Annotated in this window: 20 protein-coding genes; 15 read left to right on the top strand and 5 right to left on the bottom strand. The window is 67.3% G+C overall.

Annotated features, from left to right (window positions below; genetic code table 11):
- A complete protein-coding gene (locus tag ACMVY4_RS17670; protein WP_416897298.1) occupies positions 1–2,394 on the bottom strand; it encodes a penicillin acylase family protein in 2,394 nt (797 codons plus the stop codon).
- Between the two features lie 158 nt (positions 2,395–2,552).
- Here ACMVY4_RS17670 and ACMVY4_RS17665 point away from each other — a divergent pair, with 158 nt between their 5' ends.
- Genes ACMVY4_RS17665 through ACMVY4_RS17620 form a run of 10 tightly spaced genes read left to right on the top strand, consistent with a single transcriptional unit; the run spans position 2,553 to position 10,340 of the window.
- The gene (locus tag ACMVY4_RS17665; protein WP_416897297.1) at positions 2,553–3,440 is read left to right on the top strand and encodes an NAD(P)-dependent oxidoreductase; all 888 of its coding nucleotides are present in this window, start codon (positions 2,553–2,555) and stop codon (positions 3,438–3,440) included.
- Positions 3,433–3,630, top strand: coding sequence for a hypothetical protein (locus ACMVY4_RS17660; protein ID WP_416897296.1), 198 nt, complete (start codon positions 3,433–3,435; stop codon positions 3,628–3,630). Before ACMVY4_RS17665 ends, ACMVY4_RS17660 begins: the two co-directional genes overlap by 8 nt.
- Positions 3,631–3,685: 55 nt before the next feature.
- Positions 3,686–4,615 (top strand): AAA family ATPase, encoded by a 930-nt coding sequence (locus ACMVY4_RS17655; RefSeq protein WP_416897295.1) that lies wholly within the window; start codon positions 3,686–3,688, stop codon positions 4,613–4,615.
- Entirely contained in the window at positions 4,612–5,865 is a 1,254-nt protein-coding gene (locus ACMVY4_RS17650; protein WP_416897294.1) for a vWA domain-containing protein, read from the top strand. Before ACMVY4_RS17655 ends, ACMVY4_RS17650 begins: the two co-directional genes overlap by 4 nt.
- Positions 5,862–6,185 carry an XdhC family protein gene (locus ACMVY4_RS17645; RefSeq protein WP_416897293.1) on the top strand — a complete coding sequence of 108 codons (324 nt, stop codon included), beginning with the start codon at positions 5,862–5,864 and terminating at the stop codon, positions 6,183–6,185. The genes ACMVY4_RS17650 and ACMVY4_RS17645 overlap by 4 nt, the downstream gene beginning before the upstream one ends.
- Position 6,186: 1 nt before the next feature.
- On the top strand, positions 6,187–6,861 hold the full coding sequence (locus tag ACMVY4_RS17640; RefSeq protein WP_416897292.1) for an XdhC family protein: 675 nt from the start codon (positions 6,187–6,189) through the stop codon (positions 6,859–6,861).
- Positions 6,858–8,462, top strand: coding sequence for an NTP transferase domain-containing protein (locus tag ACMVY4_RS17635; RefSeq protein WP_416897291.1), 1,605 nt, complete (start codon positions 6,858–6,860; stop codon positions 8,460–8,462). Before ACMVY4_RS17640 ends, ACMVY4_RS17635 begins: the two co-directional genes overlap by 4 nt.
- On the top strand, positions 8,459–8,875 hold the full coding sequence (locus ACMVY4_RS17630; RefSeq protein WP_416897290.1) for an iron-sulfur cluster assembly scaffold protein: 417 nt from the start codon (positions 8,459–8,461) through the stop codon (positions 8,873–8,875). The genes ACMVY4_RS17635 and ACMVY4_RS17630 overlap by 4 nt, the downstream gene beginning before the upstream one ends.
- Positions 8,876–8,932: 57 nt before the next feature.
- Entirely contained in the window at positions 8,933–9,475 is a 543-nt protein-coding gene (locus ACMVY4_RS17625) for a hypothetical protein (RefSeq protein WP_416897289.1), read from the top strand.
- 25 nt (positions 9,476–9,500) lie between these two features.
- Positions 9,501–10,340, top strand: a complete 840-nt coding sequence (locus ACMVY4_RS17620; RefSeq protein ID WP_416897288.1) for a hypothetical protein — start codon at positions 9,501–9,503, stop codon at positions 10,338–10,340.
- On the opposite strand, the gene ACMVY4_RS17615 is transcribed toward ACMVY4_RS17620, so the two are convergent.
- From ACMVY4_RS17615 to ACMVY4_RS17600, 4 genes are read right to left on the bottom strand one after another with little or no spacing between them, the layout of a single operon-like run.
- A complete protein-coding gene (locus ACMVY4_RS17615) occupies positions 10,318–11,487 on the bottom strand; it encodes a CCA tRNA nucleotidyltransferase (RefSeq protein ID WP_416897287.1) in 1,170 nt (389 codons plus the stop codon). The genes ACMVY4_RS17620 and ACMVY4_RS17615 overlap by 23 nt on opposite strands.
- Positions 11,484–11,750 carry a DUF6111 family protein gene (locus ACMVY4_RS17610; RefSeq protein WP_416897286.1) on the bottom strand — a complete coding sequence of 89 codons (267 nt, stop codon included), beginning with the start codon at positions 11,748–11,750 and terminating at the stop codon, positions 11,484–11,486. Before ACMVY4_RS17610 ends, ACMVY4_RS17615 begins: the two co-directional genes overlap by 4 nt.
- A gap of 1 nt (position 11,751) precedes the next feature.
- A complete protein-coding gene (locus ACMVY4_RS17605) occupies positions 11,752–12,348 on the bottom strand; it encodes a CoA pyrophosphatase (RefSeq protein ID WP_416897285.1) in 597 nt (198 codons plus the stop codon).
- Complete coding sequence (locus ACMVY4_RS17600) at positions 12,345–12,944, bottom strand: DUF1285 domain-containing protein (protein ID WP_416897284.1); 600 nt, start codon at positions 12,942–12,944, stop codon at positions 12,345–12,347. The genes ACMVY4_RS17605 and ACMVY4_RS17600 overlap by 4 nt, the downstream gene beginning before the upstream one ends.
- Positions 12,945–13,048: 104 nt before the next feature.
- On the opposite strand from ACMVY4_RS17600, the gene ACMVY4_RS17595 reads away from it, so the two are divergent.
- The 5 genes from ACMVY4_RS17595 to ACMVY4_RS17575 are packed head-to-tail and all read left to right on the top strand — an operon-like array spanning position 13,049 to position 19,747.
- The gene (locus tag ACMVY4_RS17595) at positions 13,049–14,044 is read left to right on the top strand and encodes an AAA family ATPase (RefSeq protein ID WP_416897283.1); all 996 of its coding nucleotides are present in this window, start codon (positions 13,049–13,051) and stop codon (positions 14,042–14,044) included.
- A gap of 8 nt (positions 14,045–14,052) precedes the next feature.
- Positions 14,053–14,952, top strand: a complete 900-nt coding sequence (locus ACMVY4_RS17590) for a DUF58 domain-containing protein (RefSeq protein WP_416897282.1) — start codon at positions 14,053–14,055, stop codon at positions 14,950–14,952.
- A complete protein-coding gene (locus tag ACMVY4_RS17585; RefSeq protein ID WP_416897281.1) occupies positions 14,949–15,650 on the top strand; it encodes a BatA domain-containing protein in 702 nt (233 codons plus the stop codon). Before ACMVY4_RS17590 ends, ACMVY4_RS17585 begins: the two co-directional genes overlap by 4 nt.
- Positions 15,559–17,679, top strand: coding sequence for a DUF4159 domain-containing protein (locus ACMVY4_RS17580; protein WP_416897280.1), 2,121 nt, complete (start codon positions 15,559–15,561; stop codon positions 17,677–17,679). The genes ACMVY4_RS17585 and ACMVY4_RS17580 overlap by 92 nt, the downstream gene beginning before the upstream one ends.
- 4 nt (positions 17,680–17,683) lie before the next feature.
- Entirely contained in the window at positions 17,684–19,747 is a 2,064-nt protein-coding gene (locus tag ACMVY4_RS17575; protein WP_416897279.1) for a hypothetical protein, read from the top strand.
- Positions 19,748–19,757: the final 10 nt, after the last annotated feature.

Below are 19,757 nucleotides of genomic sequence, written 5' to 3'. Positions count from 1 at the left end.
TCAGCCGCCGGCGCCAGGCCGCAGGATCAACGTACCGATCGCACCCGGCTCGATGTCCTCACGCCGCATCGACATCGGAATGTAATCCACACGCCGCCAGCGGTTGACCATGTCGTCATAGTGCTGCGACAGGGGATTGCCGGACTGGCCGGTCGAGTGGACGTAGATGGACCTGTCCGGATCGTCCAGGTCGTAGATCGCCCGCATCGAGGCGGCGCTGCGAGTCGCGAACGGCTCCCGCCTGTCGCGCATCCGCCCATGGGCCACGTTGACGGTGTAGCTGTCGCCGCCGACCGGCGCGCGGATATCGAACAGATCCCGCAGCAGGTCCACATTCGTGAAGGGCGTATGATCGCTGTGCGCGGCATGGATCGTGCCCCATGTCCACGCCGTCCGGTCGCCGCCATAGCGCTGCTCCAGATCGGCCAGCGCCAGGGACAGGGCCCGAGCCAGGATCTCGGCGCAATCCTCCGTCTGGTCCGTTGCGGTGTCGTCGCACCAGCTATCGGCGCCGTCAGCGCCGGTCAGGACATTGCGGAAGAAGCCCACGCGGGGCGCCCAGAGTTGATCGAAGAGGTCACCGGTCTGGTCGACCAGGACCTGCCGCACGAATTCCCGGTACCAGGCGTGGAAGACGGTCGGCTCGTAGCGGTCAGGGTCCATGTCGCCGTTCCAGACCCGGAGGTCGGCGAGGATGGCCTCCTGTTCCGCTGCGTCGGGCGTGACCTGCAGCATCAGCGGCAGGAATTCCCGCGCCATCAGCGAGACCCGGTCGGCCTGCATCGAGCGGAAGCTGTCGATGGTATGGGTCTGGCGTGCGGTCAGCAGGTCGGTGATGCGTTGCGCCCGGTAGGGTTCGGCCCACTCGTTGGTCAGGAAATGCGCATAACCGTCCCCGACGATGCGGTTGTTCGCCGTGACGACGTAGCCGCGCTCCGGGTTGATCACCTGCGGCAGCTCTTCATAGGGGATGTAGCCGTTGATCGCCGACTGTGGCGTCCAGCCCGGTTGCGGCAGCATGCCCTGCCAGTCGCTCCGGTCCGCTCGCACCGGTACACGCCCTGCGGCGACGAAGCCGATGTTTCCGTCGATATCCGCCGCGACCATGTTCTGCTGCGCATTGTGGTAGTCGCGCATGACCGACTGGAACTCGCGGACTGTCTTCACGGTCGCCGTGTTCAGGCCGGCCCGCACCGTCATCTCGTCGTCGTCCAGGATGTGCCAGCGCAGCGCCACGGCATAACCTTCCGGCGTCATCTCCGAAACACTCCGGGCTGCGCCGGTCAGGATCGGTCCGTTGACGCTTTCCCGGACTGTCATGCGTTGGGGTTCGGCGCCGCTGACCTCGATGACTTCCTCGCGGGTGGTGAAATCGGCCCAGCCTTCGCTGGTCCGGTACTGGGACGGGTTCTCGGGGTTCAACTGCTCCAGCAGAAGATCCTGCGTGTCGGGGTCGGTATTTGTGAAACCCCAGGCGACGCTTCTGTTGCGGCCCAGAACCACGAAGGGCACGCCGGGCAGGGTCCCGCCGATGACCGCTTCTTCGGCCCACTCCAGATGGGCGAAGTACCAGACCGCGGGGGCCTGCAGACCCAGATGCGGGTCGTTCGCCAGCAGCGGCTTGCCCGTTGCGCTCAACCGGCCGTCGATCACCCAGTTGTTCGAACCGGTTCCGGGATCGGGCGCCGGCCAGCCGTCGAGGAGACCGCCTGCACCGCCCGGTTGCCATAGGCCGGCCTGGTCGCCCAGGGCCACGGGGGCGTTCTTCGGATAGGCGGGCCAGATTTGGCGCATTCTCTCTGGCCCCAGCAACGCGGCAACCTGGGCCCTCAGGGCTTCGGCGTGGTAGTTGCCCGACAGGTTCAGGGCCATGACCTTCAGCCAGACGATGGAATCGGCCAGCCAGGGCTCGGGCTCGATGCCCAGGATCAGAAACTCTGGCGGCAGCAATCCGTCGCGGTTCGTGAGCCAGGCGTTGACGCCGTCCGCGTAGCGCTGCAGGCGCGTCTGCGTCCGGGCGTCCAGTCGCGTCATGGTGGCCTCGGCTGCCCGATACAGGCCGAGTGTGCGCAGGAAGATGTCTGTCTGAACGGTGACGGGGCCGGCGAACTCCGACAGGCGGCCCTGGCCGATCCGGCGCTGCAGTTCCATCTGCCAGAGACGGTCCTGGGCGTGCGTGTAGCCCAGCGCGAACAAGGCGTCGTCCTCGGAGGCGGCATAGATGTGCGGGATGGCGAACCGGTCCCGGACGATGCGAATCTCCGCGGCCGGTCCATCCAGCGCGACGGTTCCGTCGATCGTCGGCAACGTCATGCGACCGGCCACGAACAGACCGACGACCGCGAGCGCCAGCAGCGCCACGATCGTGACCATGGCTCGCCAGATCCATTTCATCTCTGGCGGCCGCGCCGTCGGGAACCGGAAATCATGCGCAGAGCATGCTGCGAATCGCGGCGGACCTCAACCGGCGCAGAGCTTCCTTTGCGCCGCGTCGCCGCCCGGTGTAGGAACATGATCCACAGGCAACAACCGTACAAGGGAGGTCAGGGGCGATGGCGGAACGCGCGGCATTCATCGGGCTCGGTGTCATGGGATATCCGATGGCCGGCTACCTTCAGCAGAAGGGATACGAGACCTGCGTCTACAACCGCACCCCGGCCAAGGCCGACGAGTGGGTCGGCAAGTATGGCGGATCGTCCGCGGCGACGCCGCGCGAGGCGGCCGAGGGCGCCGACTTCGTCATGGCCTGCGTCGGCAATGACGACGATCTGCGCAGCGTGGTACTGGGCGACGACGGCGCACTGGCCGGCATGAAATCCGGCGCGATCTTCGTCGATCACACAACGGCGTCCGCAGACGTCGCCCGCGAGCTTGCCGAAGTGGCGGCCGCGAAGGGCGTCGGCTTTGTGGATGCGCCGGTCTCCGGCGGTCAGGCGGGCGCCGAGAACGGTGTGCTGACGGTCATGTGCGGCGGCGATCAGGCAGTCTTCGACAAGGCGAAGCCGGTCATTGCCAGCTATGCCAGGGCCTGCGAGCGGCTGGGCGATGTCGGCGCCGGGCAGCTGACCAAGATGGTCAACCAGATCTGCATCGCCGGGCTGGTCCAGGGCCTGTCCGAGGCGCTGCACTTCGCCGAGAAGGCGGGCCTCGACGGCCGCGCCGTGATCGACGTGATTTCCAAGGGGGCGGCCCAGTCCTGGCAGATGGAGAACCGCTACGAGACCATGATTGACGACAAGTTCGATTTCGGCTTTGCCGTCGACTGGATGCGGAAGGACCTCGGAATCTGTCTTGCCCAGGCGCGGACTGTGGGTGCGACGCTCCCGGTCGCCGGTCTGGTGGACCAGTTCTACGGCGACATCCAGGCGATGGGCGGCGGCCGCTGGGACACCTCCAGCCTCATCCGGCGCTTGCGGAAGCATCAGCAATCGTATGAGTGACGCCGGCCGGCAGGATGAGAAGAAGGATGAGCAGCGGGAATCCGTAGATTACGACCTGGTCCGCCAGGGCATGGAAGCAGGAGAGCAGGCAGCGCGGGAGAGCCGCGGCCGCCGCAGCCTGAAGCCGCGCATCTGGGCCATCCTGCTGATCATTGCGGCAATTCTGATCACGCGGCTCTTGTCGGGTTGACCGGTTCGCACCGGCTGCCTAGTTCCTGAGTTTCGCCTCTAGCGGAGAGCAACACATGACCGATGCGGCGCGCGCCCTGCCGGAATCCATCGATGCCACCGTCGACCTGCTGGCTGAAGCGGACTACGTGTCCGACCGGAGCATGGCGACCGTCGCCTACCTGTCGATGAAGATGGGCCGCCCGATCTTCCTCGAAGGCGAGGCGGGCGTTGGCAAGACCGAGATCTCGAAGGTTCTCTCGCAGACACTCGGCCTGCCGCTGGTCCGGCTGCAGTGCTACGAGGGCCTGGATACGGCCTCTGCGGTCTACGAATGGAACTATGCCCGGCAGATGCTGGAGATCCGGCTGGCCGAAGCCGCGGGCGAGACCGACCGGGAGAAGCTCGCCAAGGGCATCTTCACGGAGGAGTTCCTGATCCGCCGTCCGCTGATGCAGGCGCTGGAGGGCGAACCCGGGCGCGCCCCGGTATTGCTGATCGACGAACTCGACCGAACCGACGAGCCCTTCGAGGCCTATCTGCTCGAGGTGCTTTCGGACTTCCAGATCACCATCCCGGAGATCGGCACCGTCAAGGCCGCCGAGCCGCCGATCGTCGTCATCACCTCCAACCGTACCCGCGAGATCCACGATGCCCTGAAGCGGCGCTGCCTCTATCATTGGGTCGGCTATCCGACTGCAGAGCGGGAACTCGAGATCCTGCGGCGCAAGGCGCCTGGCGCCCCGGAGCGGCTGACGCGCGAGATCGTCGGCTTCATCCAGGAACTGCGGAACGCAGACCTGTTCAAGTTGCCGGGCGTCGCCGAGACCATCGACTGGACCCGCGCGCTTACCGAACTGGACGTCGTCGCGCTGGATGCGGACACGGTGAACAACACCCTCGGCGTGATCCTGAAATACCAGGACGACATCGCGAAGATGCAGGGCAGCGAGGCGTCACGCATCATCCAGCAGGTCCGCGCCGAGGCGGCGGCCGCCGCAGGATGAGCGACGCCCCGGAAGCACCGCACGAGGGCGGCCGCTTCGCCGAGAACATTATGCATTTCGGCCGCGCCCTGCGCACGGCCGGCCTGCCGGTCGGGCCGGGCCGCATGCTCGAGGCCATCCGGGCGGTCGAGACCGCGGGCATCCGCCGCCGCGACGACTTCTACTGGACGCTGCACGCGATCTTCGTGAACCGGCGCGATCAGAAGGAACTGTTCGACCAGGCCTTCCAGATCTTCTGGCGCAATCCCGAACTGCTGGAAAAGATGATGTCGCTGCTGCTGCCGGTGATCCATCCCGACATCGAGCAGGCGCCGACGGACAAGGAGCAGGCCAAGACCATGCGCCGCGTCGCCGAGGCGCTGGTCCGCGCGCAGCAGAACGAACCGCAGGCGAGCGAGCAGAAGGAAATCGAGATCGACGCGACGCTGACCTTCTCGGACGAGGAGAAGCTGCAGTCGAAGGATTTCGAGGAGATGACCGCCACCGAGGTCGACGAGGCCCGACGGGCGATCCAGCGCATGCGCCTGCCGCTGGCGGAGGTGAAGACCCGCCGGTTCGCGCCGAAGGCGCACGGGCGGCGGGTGGACATGCGCCGGTCCTTCCGCTCCACGCTGAAGTCTGGCGGCGACATCGTCACGCTGGAAAAACGCGCCAGGGTGCGCCGCCATCCTCCGCTGGTGATCCTCTGCGACATCTCCGGCTCGATGGAGCGCTATTCGCGGATGATGCTGCACTTCATGCACGCGGTGACGAACGACCGCGACCGGGTGCACTCGTTCGTCTTCGGTACGCGGCTCAGCAATATCAGCCGTCACCTGAAGCAGCGCGACGTGGATATCGCCCTGGAAAAGGTGGGCAAGCAGGTCGAGGACTGGTCCGGCGGCACCCGGATCGGCGCGACGCTGGCCGAGTTCAATCTCAACTGGTCGCGCCGGGTGCTGGGGCAGGGGGCCGTCGTGCTGATGATCACGGACGGGCTGGACCGAGACGCCGGCGACGGCCTGGAGAAGGAGATCGACCGGCTGCACAGGTCCTGCCGCCGGCTGATCTGGCTCAATCCATTGCTGCGCTACGAGGACTTCAAACCGAAGGCGCGGGGCATACGGGCGATCCTGCCTCATGTTGACGAATTTCTGCCGGTTCACAATCTTCAGAGTCTGGATGCCCTGACGACGGCGCTGAGCGATCTCGGCGGTCCGCGCAGCATTCGCCCCATTTCCCGCTACGACATGGCGGAGCAAAGCGCATGAGCACCGAACGCAACGACATACTCGCAACCGCCGCCGGATGGCGCGACGAAGGCAAGGGTGTGGCCCTGGCCACCGTGGTTTCGACCTGGGGCTCGGCGCCGCGGCCGGCGGGCAGTCAGCTTGCGATAGCCAACTCCGGCGATTTCGTCGGCTCGGTCTCCGGCGGCTGCGTCGAAGGCGCGGTCGTCGCCGAGGCGCTGCAGATCATGAAATCGGACAAGCCGAAGCTGCTGGAATTCGGCGTCTCGGATGACGAGGCCTGGGAAGTCGGCCTGGCCTGCGGCGGCAGGATCGCCGTCTTTGTCGAGAAGGTCTCCTGACTTGAAACGGGACATCCTCGATCGGCTCCAGGCCGACCGCGACGCGCACCGCTCCGTGGTGCTCGCCACTGTTCTTGCAACTGGCGAACAGCGCCTGATCCATCTTGGCGGGAACGATCCGCTTCAGGCCGAGGCGGAGCAGGCGATCCGCAGCGACAAGCCAGCGACCGTCGAGACGCCGGATGGCGACGTCTTCCTGAACGTCTTCAACCCGCGGCTCAGGATGCTCATCGTCGGCGCGGTCCACATTGCGCAGTTCCTGGCGCCGATGGCGCAGATGACCGGCTACGAGGTCTCGATCATCGATCCGCGTCAGGCCTGGGCGACGCCCGAGCGTTTCCCCGGCATCACCATTATCGATGAATGGCCCGACGATGCGATGGACGAGCTTCATCCCGACCATCGCACGGCTGTCGTCACCCTGACCCACGATCCGAAGCTGGACGATCCGGCGCTCAACGCCGCGCTTGGCTCCGACGCCTTCTACATCGGATCGCTGGGCTCGACCCGGACCCACGCCAAGCGGGTCGACCGCTTGAAGGCCGCCGGCTTCGATGACGGGAAGATCGGGCGCATTCACGCGCCGGTCGGGCTCAATATCGGCGCCAAGTCCCCGGCCGAGATCGCGGTCTCCGTGATGGGGCAGGTCACGGCGGCGCTCCGGGGCGCAGCGTGATCTTCGGACGGCTGCCACTGGACGAGGCCGAGGGCGCCATTCTGGCCCACGGGCTGACCATGGACGGCCGCCGGCTCAAGAAGGGCCACGTCCTGACCGCTGCCGACCTTGAAGAACTGAACCGTTCGGGCCGCGAGACCGTGCTGGCGGCGCGGATCGAAGCCGGCGACATGAAGGAAGACGCGGCGGCCGAGGCCGTGGCGCTCGTCGCGGCAGGGCCGGGCGCGAAGGCCCAGGCGCCGTTCACCGGCCGCTGCAACCTCTACGCCGAGCATGCCGGCGTCGTGCAGTTCGACCCCGACGTCATCTCCCGCATCAATACTATCGACGAAGGTATCACCATCGCGACACTCCGCCCCTTCGACGTGGTCGACAGGGGGCAGATGCTGGCCACGGTGAAGATCATCCCGTTTTCTGTTCCGGAAGCCCTGGTCGAACGGGCGCGGGAGATGGCGAAGGGCGCGATCTCGGTTGCTGCCTACCGGCGCCGCCGCACCGGCATCGTGTCGACCCGCTTGCCCGAGACCAAGGACAGCGTCATCGAGAAGGGCGTCGAGTTGATGCGGCGGCGGATCGAGCGGACCGGCGGGCAGACCGGAGAAGTCCTCACAGTCGAGCATCACGAGGATGACGTGCGGGATGCCGTGGCGGGCCTGGCCGACAGCCACGACATGATCGTTATTTTCTCGGCCTCCGCCATTTCCGACCGCCGGGACGTGGTGCCCGCCGGCATCGTGGGCGCGGGAGGCGCGGTTGTGCACTACGGCATGCCTGTCGATCCCGGCAATCTCATGCTGCTGGCCGAAATCGGTGGCGTGCCGGTGATCGGCGCCCCCGGCTGCGCCCGCAGCCCGAAGGAAAACGGCTTCGACTGGGTGTTCAACCGGCTTTCCGCCGGACTGGATGTCGGTCCGGATGACGTCATGGCGATGGGCGTCGGCGGATTGCTGGTCGATACGGCCCAGCGCGGTGCACCGCGCGAGGACCGCGCCGCCGGGGCGCAGCGCATGCCGCGCGTCGCCGCGATCCTGCTCGCCGCCGGCCAGTCTCGGCGCATGGGCAAGGCCAACAAGCTGCTGGCCGAGGTCGACGGCGAACCCATGGTCCGCCACGCCTGGCGCGCGATTCAGGGCAGTGCCGCGGAGACTGCGATCGTCGTGACCGGACACGAACCGGACCGTCTGAAGGCAGCGCTGGAAGACGAGGCCGGAGATGCGCGGTTCGTTCACAACGCGCTCTATGCCGAAGGGCTGAGCACCTCGCTGGGCGCAGGCCTGCTCGCCGTCCCCGCGGATTGCGACGCGGCCGTGGTCTGCCTCGGCGACATGCCGCGGATTTCGTCCGGCGTGATCGACCGGCTGATCAGCGCCTTCAACCCGGTGGAAGGCCGCGCGATCTGCGTGCCGACGCGCAACGGCAAGCGCGGGAATCCGATGCTGTTCGACCGCCGCTTCTTTTCGGACGTGCTGGGTATCGGTGGCGATGTCGGCGCCCGCCACATCATCGGCGAGCATGAGGATCTGGTGGCCGAGGTCCCGGTCGACGACGACGCCATCTTCCTGGATGTCGATACACCCGAAGCGTTGGCGGAACTGGCATGAACGAGCTTGGCGAAACCGAATTGCTGAAGCTTGCTGCGCGCGCCAGCGGGGCCGGGCGGCTGGAAAGGCCCGACGGCACGGCGAAGGTCCGGAATCCGTTCTGCGGCGACCGCCTGACGCTCGATGTCCGCATTGAGGGCGGCAGGGTCGCAGAGATCGGCTACGAGATCCGCGCCTGCCTTGTCTGCCAGGCCTCGGCCTCGATAGCGGGCCAGGAGATGGTGGGCAGACCGGCAGCGGAGATCGCGGATTCCGGCGCTGCCGTCGAAAGCTTCCTGAAGGGCGAGGGGGATGCGCCGGTGCATTACGGCATCTTCGAGCCGATGCAGCCGCACCTGAACCGCCATGTCTGCGTGATGATGCCGTTCCAGGCTATCGCCGAGGCCGTCGAGGACGCCGACAGCGGCGACTGATTGCGATTCCGGTTCGACGCTCTAAACTCCACCCGTCGTGTTCCGGGGGGAGTGCCGATGACCCGAATTCTCGTGCCGTTTCTTGCCGCTGTCTGCCTGTTGTCGTCCGCCGCCTTGGCTCAGGACGTCAGCATCAAGGCCTTTCACGGCCTCTGGAAGGGCAACGCCCTCTCCGAGAGCAATATCAGCGCCCATTTCCGCGTCACCGCGCGCGACATGGACGTCGAGATCCGCTCCTTCGGCGCCGGTGGATTTACCGTCCGCTGGGCCACGGTCCTGCGGCAGGAAGGCGATCCCAACGCCCCTTCGGAAGTGCTGAAGGAGACCCAGGTCGCCTTCAATCCCGTGGCCGGCCGCCCGAATGTCTGGCGCGCGGCCACGCCCGAGGATCCGATGGACGGCCGTGGCTACTACTGGGCCCGGCTGGATGACAGCACGCTGTCGGTCTACAGCCTCGGGGTCGGTCAGGACGGCACCGCGGAACTGCAGATCTACCGCCGGACGCTGGTCGATCTGGGCATGCAACTGGAGTTTACGCGCAATGTGGATGGCGAGTCTGTCCGGACGGCGCGCGGCAAGCTGATCAAGTTTGCGCAGTAGCGGGCAGTTCGATCTGATCGCCGTCGTGGATTTCTCCGCGGCGGCCAAGCCCGGCCCGGCTAGGGCGACCAAGGACCGTATCTGGCTGGCTGCGGCGACCAATGGCAAGACCTTGCCGCCACTCTATTGTCGTACCCGCGCTGATCTGTTGGACATATTGACCGGGATGATCCAGCCGGTTCGCGGCAACGCCCTGATCTGCTGGGACTTCCCTTTCGGCTATCCGTGTGGCAGCGGCATCGGCGGGGGCCGGATCGCTGCGCGTCTGCTGGCCGGAATGGTCGAGGACGGGCCGAGGGACCGGAACAATCGCTTCGATGTGGCCGCAGACATCAATCGCCGCATAGGCAACCCACCCGGACCGTTCTGGGGCGGTCCGCGCTCCATCGTTTCGACAAACCTGACCGAGAAGAAACCCAGTTTCGAACATCACGGCTTCGCTGAATGGCGTGTTGTCGAGAACCAGATTCGCGCTGCCGGGTTTCCGTCAATCAATAGCGTCTGGCAACTCTTTTATAATGGCTCGGTCGGCGGTCAGGCGATCATGGGGCTGGCGCTGATCGAGCGGCTGAACGAGCGGCTGCGGGGGCGCCGGACGCGGTACTGGCCTTTCGAGACCGGCTGGGACAGTGAACTCGACGGTGTCGTCCACGCCGAATGCTGGCCGAGCCTGACGCCGTTCGGCCATATAGACCACCCGATCCGGGATGCGCAGCAGGTCACGGCCAGCCGGGATGCCCTGATGGAGGCGAACGCCGGCGGCAACTGGGGCGCGTGGCTGGGACGGCCGCCGGGCCTGAGTCCTGCCGAGCTTCAGGCCGTGGAGGCGGAGGAGGGGTGGATCATGGGTTTTCCACTGCGCTGATCCGCGTCTCCAGTTCGGCCAGGCAGGCGTCCCGGTCCGGGGCGAAATCCCGTTCCAGCCACCAGGTCTCGACCGCCCGGGTCATCTCGCCCACCTGCCGGCCCGGTGCGACGCCACGGTCCAGAGCATCCTGTCCGCGCAGGGGAAACACCGGCGGCGACCAGTTCCGGATTTCTGCGGCGATCTCTTCGGGCGCGCCGGCAAGCGTCAGCCGGTCGGCGACCGCAACCGGACCTTCCTTGTAGGCCAGGCGCCGTAGTTCGGCCGGGGCCGCGGACACGCCGCCGGGCAAGGGCGCCAGAGCGGTGACAAGACGGTCACGGTCCGCATTCGACAGTTTCCAGCGGTCCGCCACAACTTCTCCCGCATCGCGTGGCAGCAGCGCCGCCAGGGCGAGAACGTCATCGCCGTCGGGCAGTCCGCCCAGCGGCGCGTCACCGTCCGCTTCCGGCAGCAGCGCTTCAAGCACGCCCAGATTTGCCATCAGGCGGATGATGGCCTCGCGGTTGGGCCCTGCGAGCAGGCGGCGCATTTCCTGCCAGATCCTCTCGGCAGAAAGCTGCGCCAGGCCGCTCGACATCCGTGCGCAGGCCTCGGACTCCCCGGGGAGATGCCGAAGGTCGATCTCTGCCTGGAAACGGAAGAAACGGAGGATGCGGAGATAGTCTTCTTGAATGCGTTCACCGGGGTCGCCCACGAACCGGAGTAACCTCGCCTCGAGATCCGCGCGGCCGGAGCCCAGCGGGTCATGGACCGTGCCTTCCGGGTCGGCATAGAGCGTGTTCATGGTGAAGTCCCGCCGGCTGGCGTCTTCCGCCCAGTCGGTGGTGAAACTGACCACCGCATGGCGTCCGTCGGTCTCGACGTCCCGTCGCAGCGTCGTCACCTCATAGCCACGGCCGCCGGAAACCGCCGTCACGGTGCCATGGTCGATGCCGGTCGGCACCGACTTGATGCGTGCGGCTTTCAGCGCGGCGGTGACCTCGTCCGGCGTCAACGTGGTCGCGATATCCAGATCGCCGGCCCGCCGCGCCATCAGCCAGTCGCGCACACATCCCCCGACCAGCCGCGCCTCACCGCCGGCCTTCCGGATCGCGCCGACGATACGGTGCAGCCCGGCGTCCTCCTGCCAGGGCGGGGGCGTCATTCCGGTGCCCGGAACTCGCCGGGTTTCAGCACGCCGTCCTCGACCCGGGGCGGGATGTACTGTCCGCCCGGCTCGTGCCCGCCGGTCAGGGCCAGCACGCCGGCCGTCAGCACGCAGAGCAGCACGCCCGAAACCAGCAACCAGAGCCAGGTGGACAGGCTCTGACCGCGCGAGGCACGGCGCCGGGCCAGCAGCCAGTAGAGACCGTAGAGGATGAACGGAATCGAGAACGGGACGATATATACAATCAGTTTTTTCAGCATGTTATGCTGAAAGTCTCGCGTGAAGGTTCATCAGCATGCCGGCCGTGGCCCCCCAGATGTAGTAGTCGTTGTAGGGCATGGCCCACCACTTCCGCGGCACGCCGTTGAACCAGCCCGTGTGACGGTGGTGGTTCTTCGAATCCAGCAGGAAGGCCAGGGGTGTCTCGAACACCTCGGCGACCTCATAAGGGTCGGGCTTCGGCCGGAAGTCCGGCGCGACGATGCCGACGACGGGGGTGACGGCGTAATTCGTGACGGTGGTGTAGATGTCCAGCATGCCCACGACATCGACCAGCGAGGGATCGATGCCGACTTCCTCCTCGGTTTCCCGCAGCGCGGTCGCCTCGGGGGAGGGGTCGCGCTCCTCGCGCCGTCCGCCGGGAAAGCTGATTTGCCCGGCATGGGAACTCAGATGCGCCGTGCGGCGCGTCAGCAGCACCGTCGGACCATCGGGCCGGTCGATGATGGGCACAAGCACGGCGGCCTCGCGCAGAGGCCGGTCGCCGCGGCGCTGCTCCGGCGTCAGGTCGTAGTCGGAATGTCCCCAATCCGGCGAGGCGTCGCGCGCCAGCCGCCGGCGAATTTCGTCCGGTGTCATGCGTTTCCGTTCAAGGGCCTGCCGTCGGAGCGGCCGATGACGTGAAAGCGGCCGGCGCTCATGACGCCCTGCACTTCCACCCCGTCGATCTCGCGTTCGTCGGCGATCTCGACCAGATCATAGAAGACGCTGCGCGCGAGCAAACCCTTCAGACGGCCACGGATGTGCACCAGCGGCGTCGGCTCGCCGGTTTCGGCATCGACGCTGACCTCAAGGGGGTGGTCGTCGTCCAGCACGGCCACGTCGTCGGTATGGGTGCGGAAGCGGATGACCTGCTCGGGCCCGGCGTTTTCCCGGAACATCTCGTTGACGAACAGCGGCGCGACATCGACCTGGATCGCCAGCCGTTCCGCGGGCGTCACGAGGTAATGACGCCCGTCGTCGTCGCGGCGGAGAACGGTGGAGAACAGTTTCACCAGTTCGTGGCGCAGGATCGGATCGCCTTCGTGATACCAGGTGCCGTCCTGCGCGATGCGGATGTCGATTTCGCCGACCCGTTCCGGATCCCACTTGTCCACGGGCGGATAGCTGCGCTCCGACCCGTCCGGAATCGATTCGGCCAGCCGTTCGATATCGAGATAGCTCTTGTCGCTCATGGCTACGCTACGAATTCCCTTTGTTATCAGTCATTGATCACAATGTGATCGGCAGTGGCCGGAATGGTCTCGCCACTGTGTCTTTGGACCATATAATCACGCACATGCAAAACGTCAGTGAAGCGGGCGAGGATCTCGCCCAGGAAGTGGAAGCGCTGGGCGAGAAGGCCGGCCGCATCCGCGAAGCCATCGGCAATGTGATTTTCGGCCAGCAATCGGTGATCGACGAGACCCTGATCACCCTGTTCTCGGGCGGTCATGTGCTTCTGATCGGCGTGCCGGGGCTGGCCAAGACGAAGCTGGTCGTGACCCTCGGTTCCGTGCTCAGTCTCGACAGTCGGCGGGTCCAGTTCACACCCGACGTCATGCCGGCGGATATTCTCGGCTCGGAAGTGCTGGAAGAGTCGGATTCGGGACGCCGTTCGTTCCGATTCATCAAGGGACCGGTCTTCTGCCAGCTTCTGATGGCCGACGAGATCAACCGCGCCAGCCCGCGCACCCAGTCGGCGCTGCTGCAGGCCATGCAGGAGTATCACGTTTCGGTGGCGGGCGAGCGCCACGACCTGCCTCGGCCGTTCCACGTGCTGGCGACGCAGAATCCGCTGGAACAGGAAGGCACCTATCCGCTGCCGGAAGCCCAGCTCGACCGCTTCTTCATGCAGGTCAACGTGCCCTATCCGGACCTGGAGGCGGAGCGCCGCATGCTGCTGGCCACGACCGGCGCCAGCGAGGCCGAGGCTTCGGCCGTCATGACGCCGGGCGAACTGCAGCAGGCGCAGCGTCTGGTCCGCCGCCTTCCCGTCGGGGAGAGCGTGGTCGAGGCGATCCTCGACCTTGTCCGCAACGGCCGGCCCGAGGAAACGAGCGACGAGGCCGTGAAACGCCATGTCGCGTGGGGTCCGGGACCGCGCGCCTCGCAGGCGCTGATGCTTGGCGTCCGCGCCCGCGCCCTGATGCAGGGCCGCTTCGCGCCGTCGGTCGATGACGTGGCTGCTCTGGCGCCGCCGATCCTGAGACACCGCATGGCCGTGAACTTCGCGGCCCGCGCCGACGGCGTGACGGTCGAGGAGATCGTCCGGCGGCTGGTCGGCAGGCTCTAAAGGCAGAGATGGCACAACCCGCAACGCGAGCCCGGATCGATCCCCGCCTCAGAAAGCGGGCCGACAGTCTCGCCGATGCGATGCCGCCGCTGCTGGTGGAGGCCGAACGTGTCGCGCAGACCGTGAGCCAGGGCGTGCACGGCCGACGCCGCGTCGGCGAGGGCGAGAGCTTCTGGCAGTTCCGGCGTTATCAGCCCGGCGATCCGGCGACGTCGATCGACTGGCGGCAATCGGCCAAGCGGGTACCGACCTATGTCCGCCAGAACGAGTGGGAGGCCGCACAGGCCGTCTGGCTCTGGCGCGACGGTTCGGAATCGATGGATTTCCAGTCGCATCTCGCCTCGGCCAGCAAGCTCCGGCGCGCCACGTTGCTGACCCTGGCGCTGGCGTCGCTGCTGCTGCGCGGTGGCGAGAAGATCGCCTTCCTGGGCCTCGACCATCCGCCGGGATCGAGCCGCGCGTTGCTGGAAGACTATGCGCTGGCGCTGGAGAAGGGGCTGGTGGAGGACCATCACAGCCTGCCGCCGCCGGCCAACCTGCCGCGCTTCGCCCAGGTCGTGCTGATCGGCGACTTCCTGACCCCGCTGGACGAGGTCTCGCGGTTCCTGCGCAGCTTCTCGGCGGTTGGCGTGGCCGGGCATCTGATGCAGATCATGGACCCGGCGGAACACCGGTTGCCCTATCAGGGACGGGTGATCTTCCAGGGCCCCGAGAACGAGGGCGAGGTGCTCATCGGGCGCACCGAGGGTATCTACGAGGAATACGGCGTCCGGGTGGACCGGCGGCGTGACGATCTCCGCGACATCGCACGCTCGGCGGGCTGGACCCATACGGTCCACCATACCGACCAGCCGGCCCAGGCCGCGCTACTGGCGCTCTACCAGGCCATTGCGGGCAGCGGCCGATGAGCGGACTGCTTTCATTCATCACCTTCGGCCAGCCGCTGATCCTGCTGGGCCTGCTGTCCCTGCCCGTGATCTGGTGGCTGCTGAAGGCGACGCCGCCGGCGCCGGAGCGGGTGATCTTCCCGCCGGCGCGTCTGATCTTCGAGATGGTCCGTCAGGAAGAGACGCCGCACCGGACGCCCTGGTGGCTGCTGCTGCTCCGGCTGCTGATCGCGGCGCTGCTGGTGCTGGGCCTGTCGCGGCCGATCCTCAATCCCGGTGGCGAGTTCGGCGGCTCCGGTCCGGTCGTGCTGATCGTCGATGACGGCTGGGCGGCGGCGGAAAGCTGGCCCGAGCGGGTCCGCAGCATGGTCGACATCACGAACCGGGCCCGGCGGGAGGATCGTGTGGTGGCGATACTCCGGACGACGCCCGACCCCGACGGTGTCGCACCGCGAGCGGCCGTGATGTCCGCCGCACAGGCCGCCGACACGGTCAGGGGCATGGTGCCGAGGGCCTGGGCGCCCGACTATCCGGCTGCCAGGGCGGCGCTGGACGATCTGGACCTTTCCGGCGCGGTGAACGTCTTCTGGATGAGCAGCGGAACTCGAGGCGGAAGGCGCCTACGAAATGGCGGAAGCCGCGCAACGGCTGGGCAATCTGACCGTTGTCGAACGCCCCGAGGGACAGTCCGTGATGCTGCTCAGGGCGCTGGAAGGTGAGGGCGCCCGGCTGCGGGCCGTCGTCGAGCGGGACCGGACCGATCTGCCGGAGACCGCCGCGGTCGTGTTTTCCGCCGCCGATGGCGTGACCATTCTCCGCCGCGAAGCCGGTTTCGAGCCGGGCACGGCGCAGGTCGTCATCGAGGAGACGCTGCCTGTCGAGGCGCTCAACCGTATTGCCCGGGCCTCGGTCGAAGGGCGTGACAGTGCCGGCGGCGTCGCGCTGGTCGATGCAGGGCTCAAGCGCTACCGGACCGGCCTTATGGGGACCCGCGAGCCGGAGAGGGCGCAGCCGCTGCTGTCTGACATCTACTATCTCAGGCGCGCGCTCGGACCCTTCGCCGAAGTGACCGAGGGCGATCTGACCGAACTGCTCGAGCAGCCGCTGTCGATGCTGGTCCTCGCCGATATCGGCCAGCTGGTCGAGGGCGACCGGCTGCGCCTCGCGGACTGGATGGAGAAGGGTGGCGTCCTGCTGCGCTTTGCCGGCCCGCGCCTTGCCGAAGGCGACGGGGAGCTGTTGCCGGTGGCGATCAGGCAGGGCGGACGGGCGCTGCAGGGCTCGATGAGCTGGTCCGAGCCTGCACGGCTGGCGCCGTTCCCGGAGAGCAGCCCGTTCCACGGTCTGGTGGCGCCCCGGGATGTGACGGTACGCCGGCAGGTGCTTGCGGAACCGACCCTGGACCTGCCCGAGAAGACCTGGGCGCGGCTTGAAGACGGGACGCCGCTTGTCACTGCCGAAGCCCGGGGTGACGGCTGGCTGATCCTGGTCCATACGTCGGCCAATACCGCATGGTCGAACCTTTCGCTCTCGGGCCTGTTCGTGGAGATGCTGAGGCGCATGAGTGCGCTGTCGACCGGCATCGACGAGGAGCCGGAATCGCGTCTTCTGAATGCCGTCGAGGTGCTCGACGGCTTCGGACGGCCCGTGCCGCCGGGACCCAGTGTCCGGCCGCTGGTGGAGACGGAGCTGGCGTCAACCGATGTCGGCCCGCGGCACCCTCCCGGGCTCTACGGGGAGGAAACGCTGGCCCGGGCCTTCAATCTCGGGGGAAGTGCGAAACCGTTGCTGGTGATGGAGGATCTGCCCTCCGGTGTCCGACGCGGCGTGATCGGCGGCGAGCCCGAACAGGATCTGGGACCGATCCTGCTCGCCATTGCTGCCGCGCTGCTGATCGTCGATCTGGTGATTGCGCTTCTGCTGCGGGGATTGCTCCGGGCGCCGCGCCGCGGGCTGGCCGCCGTCCTGCTGGCCGCAGGTCTTGGCGGGCTCGCGCCGCCGGCCGAAGCGCAGGAAAGAGAGGCCGACAGGACCGTTGTCGAGGCGGCGCTGGAAACCCGCCTGGCCTATGTCCTGACCGGCAACGATACCGTCGACCAGATGTCCGCTGCCGGGATGTTCGGCCTGACCGAGATCATGATCGCCCGGACCTCGGTCGAACCGTCCGAGCCGCGAGCCATCAATGTCGAGCGCGACGAACTGATCTTCTACCCGATGATCTACTGGCCGATGGTCGCCGAGCAGCCGGAACTCAGCGACGAGGCCATCCGGCGCCTCGACAGGTACCTCAGGACCGGCGGCGTCGTGCTGTTCGACACCCGCGACGACGGCAGTCCGCTGGGCGGCGGCGGTGCCGCGGGACCGGGCACGCAGCGCCTGCGTCAGCTTCTGTCGCGAATCGACATCGGTCCGCTGGACCCGGTGCGCGAAGGCCATGTCCTGACCCGCGCCTTCTATCTGATGGATGTCTTCCCGGGCCGGTATGGCGGCGGGCGGATCTGGGTGGAGCGGCTGGATTCGCTGGCCAATGACGGCGTCTCGCCGCTGGTGATCGGCGGTGCCGACTGGGCCGCGGCCTGGGCCATGGACCGCAACGGCTGGCCGATCGCGGCGCTGAGCGGCGGCGGCCTGGAACAGAGGGAGATGTCCTACCGCTTCGGTGTGAACCTTGTGATGTACGCGCTGACCGGCAACTACAAGGCCGACCAGGTGCACGTGCCGGCGATCCTCGAACGGCTGGGGCAGTAGGCGGATGCTGGAAGGCAGCCAGATCGTTTTCGAGCCTCTGATCCCGGAACCGGCGCTGCTTGTGCTGGCGGCGCTGTCCGGCATTGTCCTGCTCTACGCACTGTTCCGCCGCGCCCGGGGCGGTATCCCGCGTCTTCTGCTGATGGCGGCGCTGCTGGCCTTCCTCGCCGGCCCGACCCTGGTCGAGGAAGAACGCCGCTATCACGACGATGTGGCGCTGGTCGTGACCGACCGCAGCCTGAGCCAGGGGGTCGGCGACCGGCAGGCGCAGACCGACCGGGCCTTGGCCGCGTTGAGGCGCGACACCGATACGCTCGAAAATCTGGAAGTCCGCTTTGTCGAGGCGGGCCCGAAAGCCGGCGGGCCGGCGGATGGCTCGATGCTGGTCGAGGCCGCCCGGCAGGCGCTGGAAGGCGTGCCGCGGAACCGCCTTGCCGGCGTGGTCTTCATCACCGACGGTCTGGTTCACGACCTGCCCGACGACGGCTCGGCCGATCTGTTCGGCGCGCCGCTTCAGGTCCTGCTCAGCGGCGTGCCTGGCGAACGGGATCGCCGCATCGAGGTGCTGTCGGCGCCGGCTTTCGCCATCGTCAATCAGGAGACCGAGGCCTCGATCGTGGTTCACGATCCGGAGGGCGGGAACGACCTGATCCGGGTGAGCATCCGCCGCGACGGTCAGCCGGTCGAGGTGCGGCTGCTGCCGCCGGGACAGCCCACCCGCGTGCCGCTGACGCTCGATCATGGCGGCAAGAATGTCTTCGAATTCGAGGCCGAGGCCGGCGAGGGCGAACTGACGCTGGAGAACAACCGGACCGCACTGTCGGTGAACGGCGTCCGCGACCGGCTGCGCGTGCTGCTGATCTCGGGCGAGCCCTATTCGGGCGAGCGGTCCTGGCGGAACCTGCTGAAGGCCGATCCGGCGGTGGATCTGGTCCACTTCACGATCCTGCGCCCGCCGCAGAAACAGGACGCGACCCCGATCCACGAACTGGCGCTGATCGCCTTTCCGATCCGGGAGCTGTTCGAGATCAAGATCAAGGATTTCGACCTGATCATCTTCGACCGGTTCTGGCGCCGTGGCGTGCTGCATTTCGCCTATCTCAACAACATTGCCCGCTATGTGAATGAGGGCGGGGCGCTGCTGGATGCGGCGGGGCCGTCCTTCGCGGGGCCTGCAAGCCTGTTCCGGTCGCCGTTGTCGAAGGTCCTGCCGGGCTCGCCGACCGGCGACGTGACTGTCCGTGGCTTCCGGCCGAAGGTCTCCGATCTCGGCGCGCGCCATCCGGTCACGTCAAATCTGCGCGGTGGCGACGGTGGACGTCCCTGGGGACGCTGGTTCCGGCAGGTCGATGTCGAGGCGCCCGAAGCCGATATCCTCATGACCGGCGCGGACAACAAGCCGCTGCTGATCCTGGACCGGGTCGGCGAAGGCCGGGTGGCGCAGCTGCTTTCCGACCAGGCCTGGCTCTGGGCGCGCGGATTCGAGGGCGGCGGTCCGCAGGCCGAAATCTTCCGGCGCACGGCGCACTGGCTGATGAAGGAGCCGGCGCTTGAAGAGGAAAGCCTGTCGGTCGAGGTCGAAGGCCGGCAGTTGAAGGTCGAACGGCGGTCGCTGAAGGATGGCGGTGGCACCGTTCAGGTGACAGGCCCGGGCGGTTCGGTGGAAACGCTGACGCTGGAGGCCGGCAACAACGGACTCTCGTTCGGCCGCATGGAGGTCGACGCCGCCGGTCTCTACCACGTCAGCGACGGGGAGCGCGGTTCGGTGGCGGTGCTCGGCAGCCTCAATCCGCTGGAATATGCCGAACTCGTATCGACCGACCGGCTGCTTCGCGGGCATGTCGAGGCGGCTGGCGGCGGGATCGTCAGGCTGGCCGAAACGCCGGAGCCGCGCGTGCGCCGTGTCGAAGCCGGTGCGCGGATGGCCGGCGGCAACTGGATCGGGCTGGTCGAGAACCAGGCCTATGATGTCACCAGCCTGAAGCGCGCGCCGCTGGCGCCGCCGCTGATTGCGGTCCTGCTGTTCCTGGCGCTGGCAATGGCCGCCTGGCGGCGTGAGGGCCGCTGACGGCGTCCGG

The sequence above is a fragment of the Minwuia sp. genome (assembly GCF_048007105.1).
Classification (GTDB): Bacteria; Pseudomonadota; Alphaproteobacteria; order Minwuiales; family Minwuiaceae; genus Minwuia.
This window is presented reverse-complemented; position numbering and strand designations above follow the sequence as displayed.

What these genes read in the sequence shown, in the direction of transcription:
- ACMVY4_RS17655 (WP_416897295.1), top strand. Translation starts at nt 3,686, where the DNA reads ATGACCGATGCGGCGCGCGCCCTGCCGGAATCCATCGATGCCACCGTC.
- ACMVY4_RS17585 (WP_416897281.1), top strand. Translation starts at nt 14,949, where the DNA reads ATGAGCGGACTGCTTTCATTCATCACCTTCGGCCAGCCGCTGATCCTG.
- ACMVY4_RS17650 (WP_416897294.1), top strand. Translation starts at nt 4,612, where the DNA reads ATGAGCGACGCCCCGGAAGCACCGCACGAGGGCGGCCGCTTCGCCGAG.
- ACMVY4_RS17615 (WP_416897287.1), bottom strand. Translation starts at nt 11,487, where the DNA reads ATGACGCCCCCGCCCTGGCAGGAGGACGCCGGGCTGCACCGTATCGTC.
- ACMVY4_RS17580 (WP_416897280.1), top strand. Translation starts at nt 15,559, where the DNA reads ATGGCGGAAGCCGCGCAACGGCTGGGCAATCTGACCGTTGTCGAACGC.
- ACMVY4_RS17605 (WP_416897285.1), bottom strand. Translation starts at nt 12,348, where the DNA reads ATGACACCGGACGAAATTCGCCGGCGGCTGGCGCGCGACGCCTCGCCG.
- ACMVY4_RS17590 (WP_416897282.1), top strand. Translation starts at nt 14,053, where the DNA reads ATGGCACAACCCGCAACGCGAGCCCGGATCGATCCCCGCCTCAGAAAG.
- ACMVY4_RS17575 (WP_416897279.1), top strand. Translation starts at nt 17,684, where the DNA reads ATGCTGGAAGGCAGCCAGATCGTTTTCGAGCCTCTGATCCCGGAACCG.
- ACMVY4_RS17625 (WP_416897289.1), top strand. Translation starts at nt 8,933, where the DNA reads ATGACCCGAATTCTCGTGCCGTTTCTTGCCGCTGTCTGCCTGTTGTCG.
- ACMVY4_RS17665 (WP_416897297.1), top strand. Translation starts at nt 2,553, where the DNA reads ATGGCGGAACGCGCGGCATTCATCGGGCTCGGTGTCATGGGATATCCG.
- ACMVY4_RS17660 (WP_416897296.1), top strand. Translation starts at nt 3,433, where the DNA reads ATGAGTGACGCCGGCCGGCAGGATGAGAAGAAGGATGAGCAGCGGGAA.
- ACMVY4_RS17645 (WP_416897293.1), top strand. Translation starts at nt 5,862, where the DNA reads ATGAGCACCGAACGCAACGACATACTCGCAACCGCCGCCGGATGGCGC.
- ACMVY4_RS17595 (WP_416897283.1), top strand. Translation starts at nt 13,049, where the DNA reads ATGCAAAACGTCAGTGAAGCGGGCGAGGATCTCGCCCAGGAAGTGGAA.
- ACMVY4_RS17630 (WP_416897290.1), top strand. Translation starts at nt 8,459, where the DNA reads ATGAACGAGCTTGGCGAAACCGAATTGCTGAAGCTTGCTGCGCGCGCC.
- ACMVY4_RS17670 (WP_416897298.1), bottom strand. Translation starts at nt 2,394, where the DNA reads ATGAAATGGATCTGGCGAGCCATGGTCACGATCGTGGCGCTGCTGGCG.
- ACMVY4_RS17610 (WP_416897286.1), bottom strand. Translation starts at nt 11,750, where the DNA reads ATGCTGAAAAAACTGATTGTATATATCGTCCCGTTCTCGATTCCGTTC.
- ACMVY4_RS17600 (WP_416897284.1), bottom strand. Translation starts at nt 12,944, where the DNA reads ATGAGCGACAAGAGCTATCTCGATATCGAACGGCTGGCCGAATCGATT.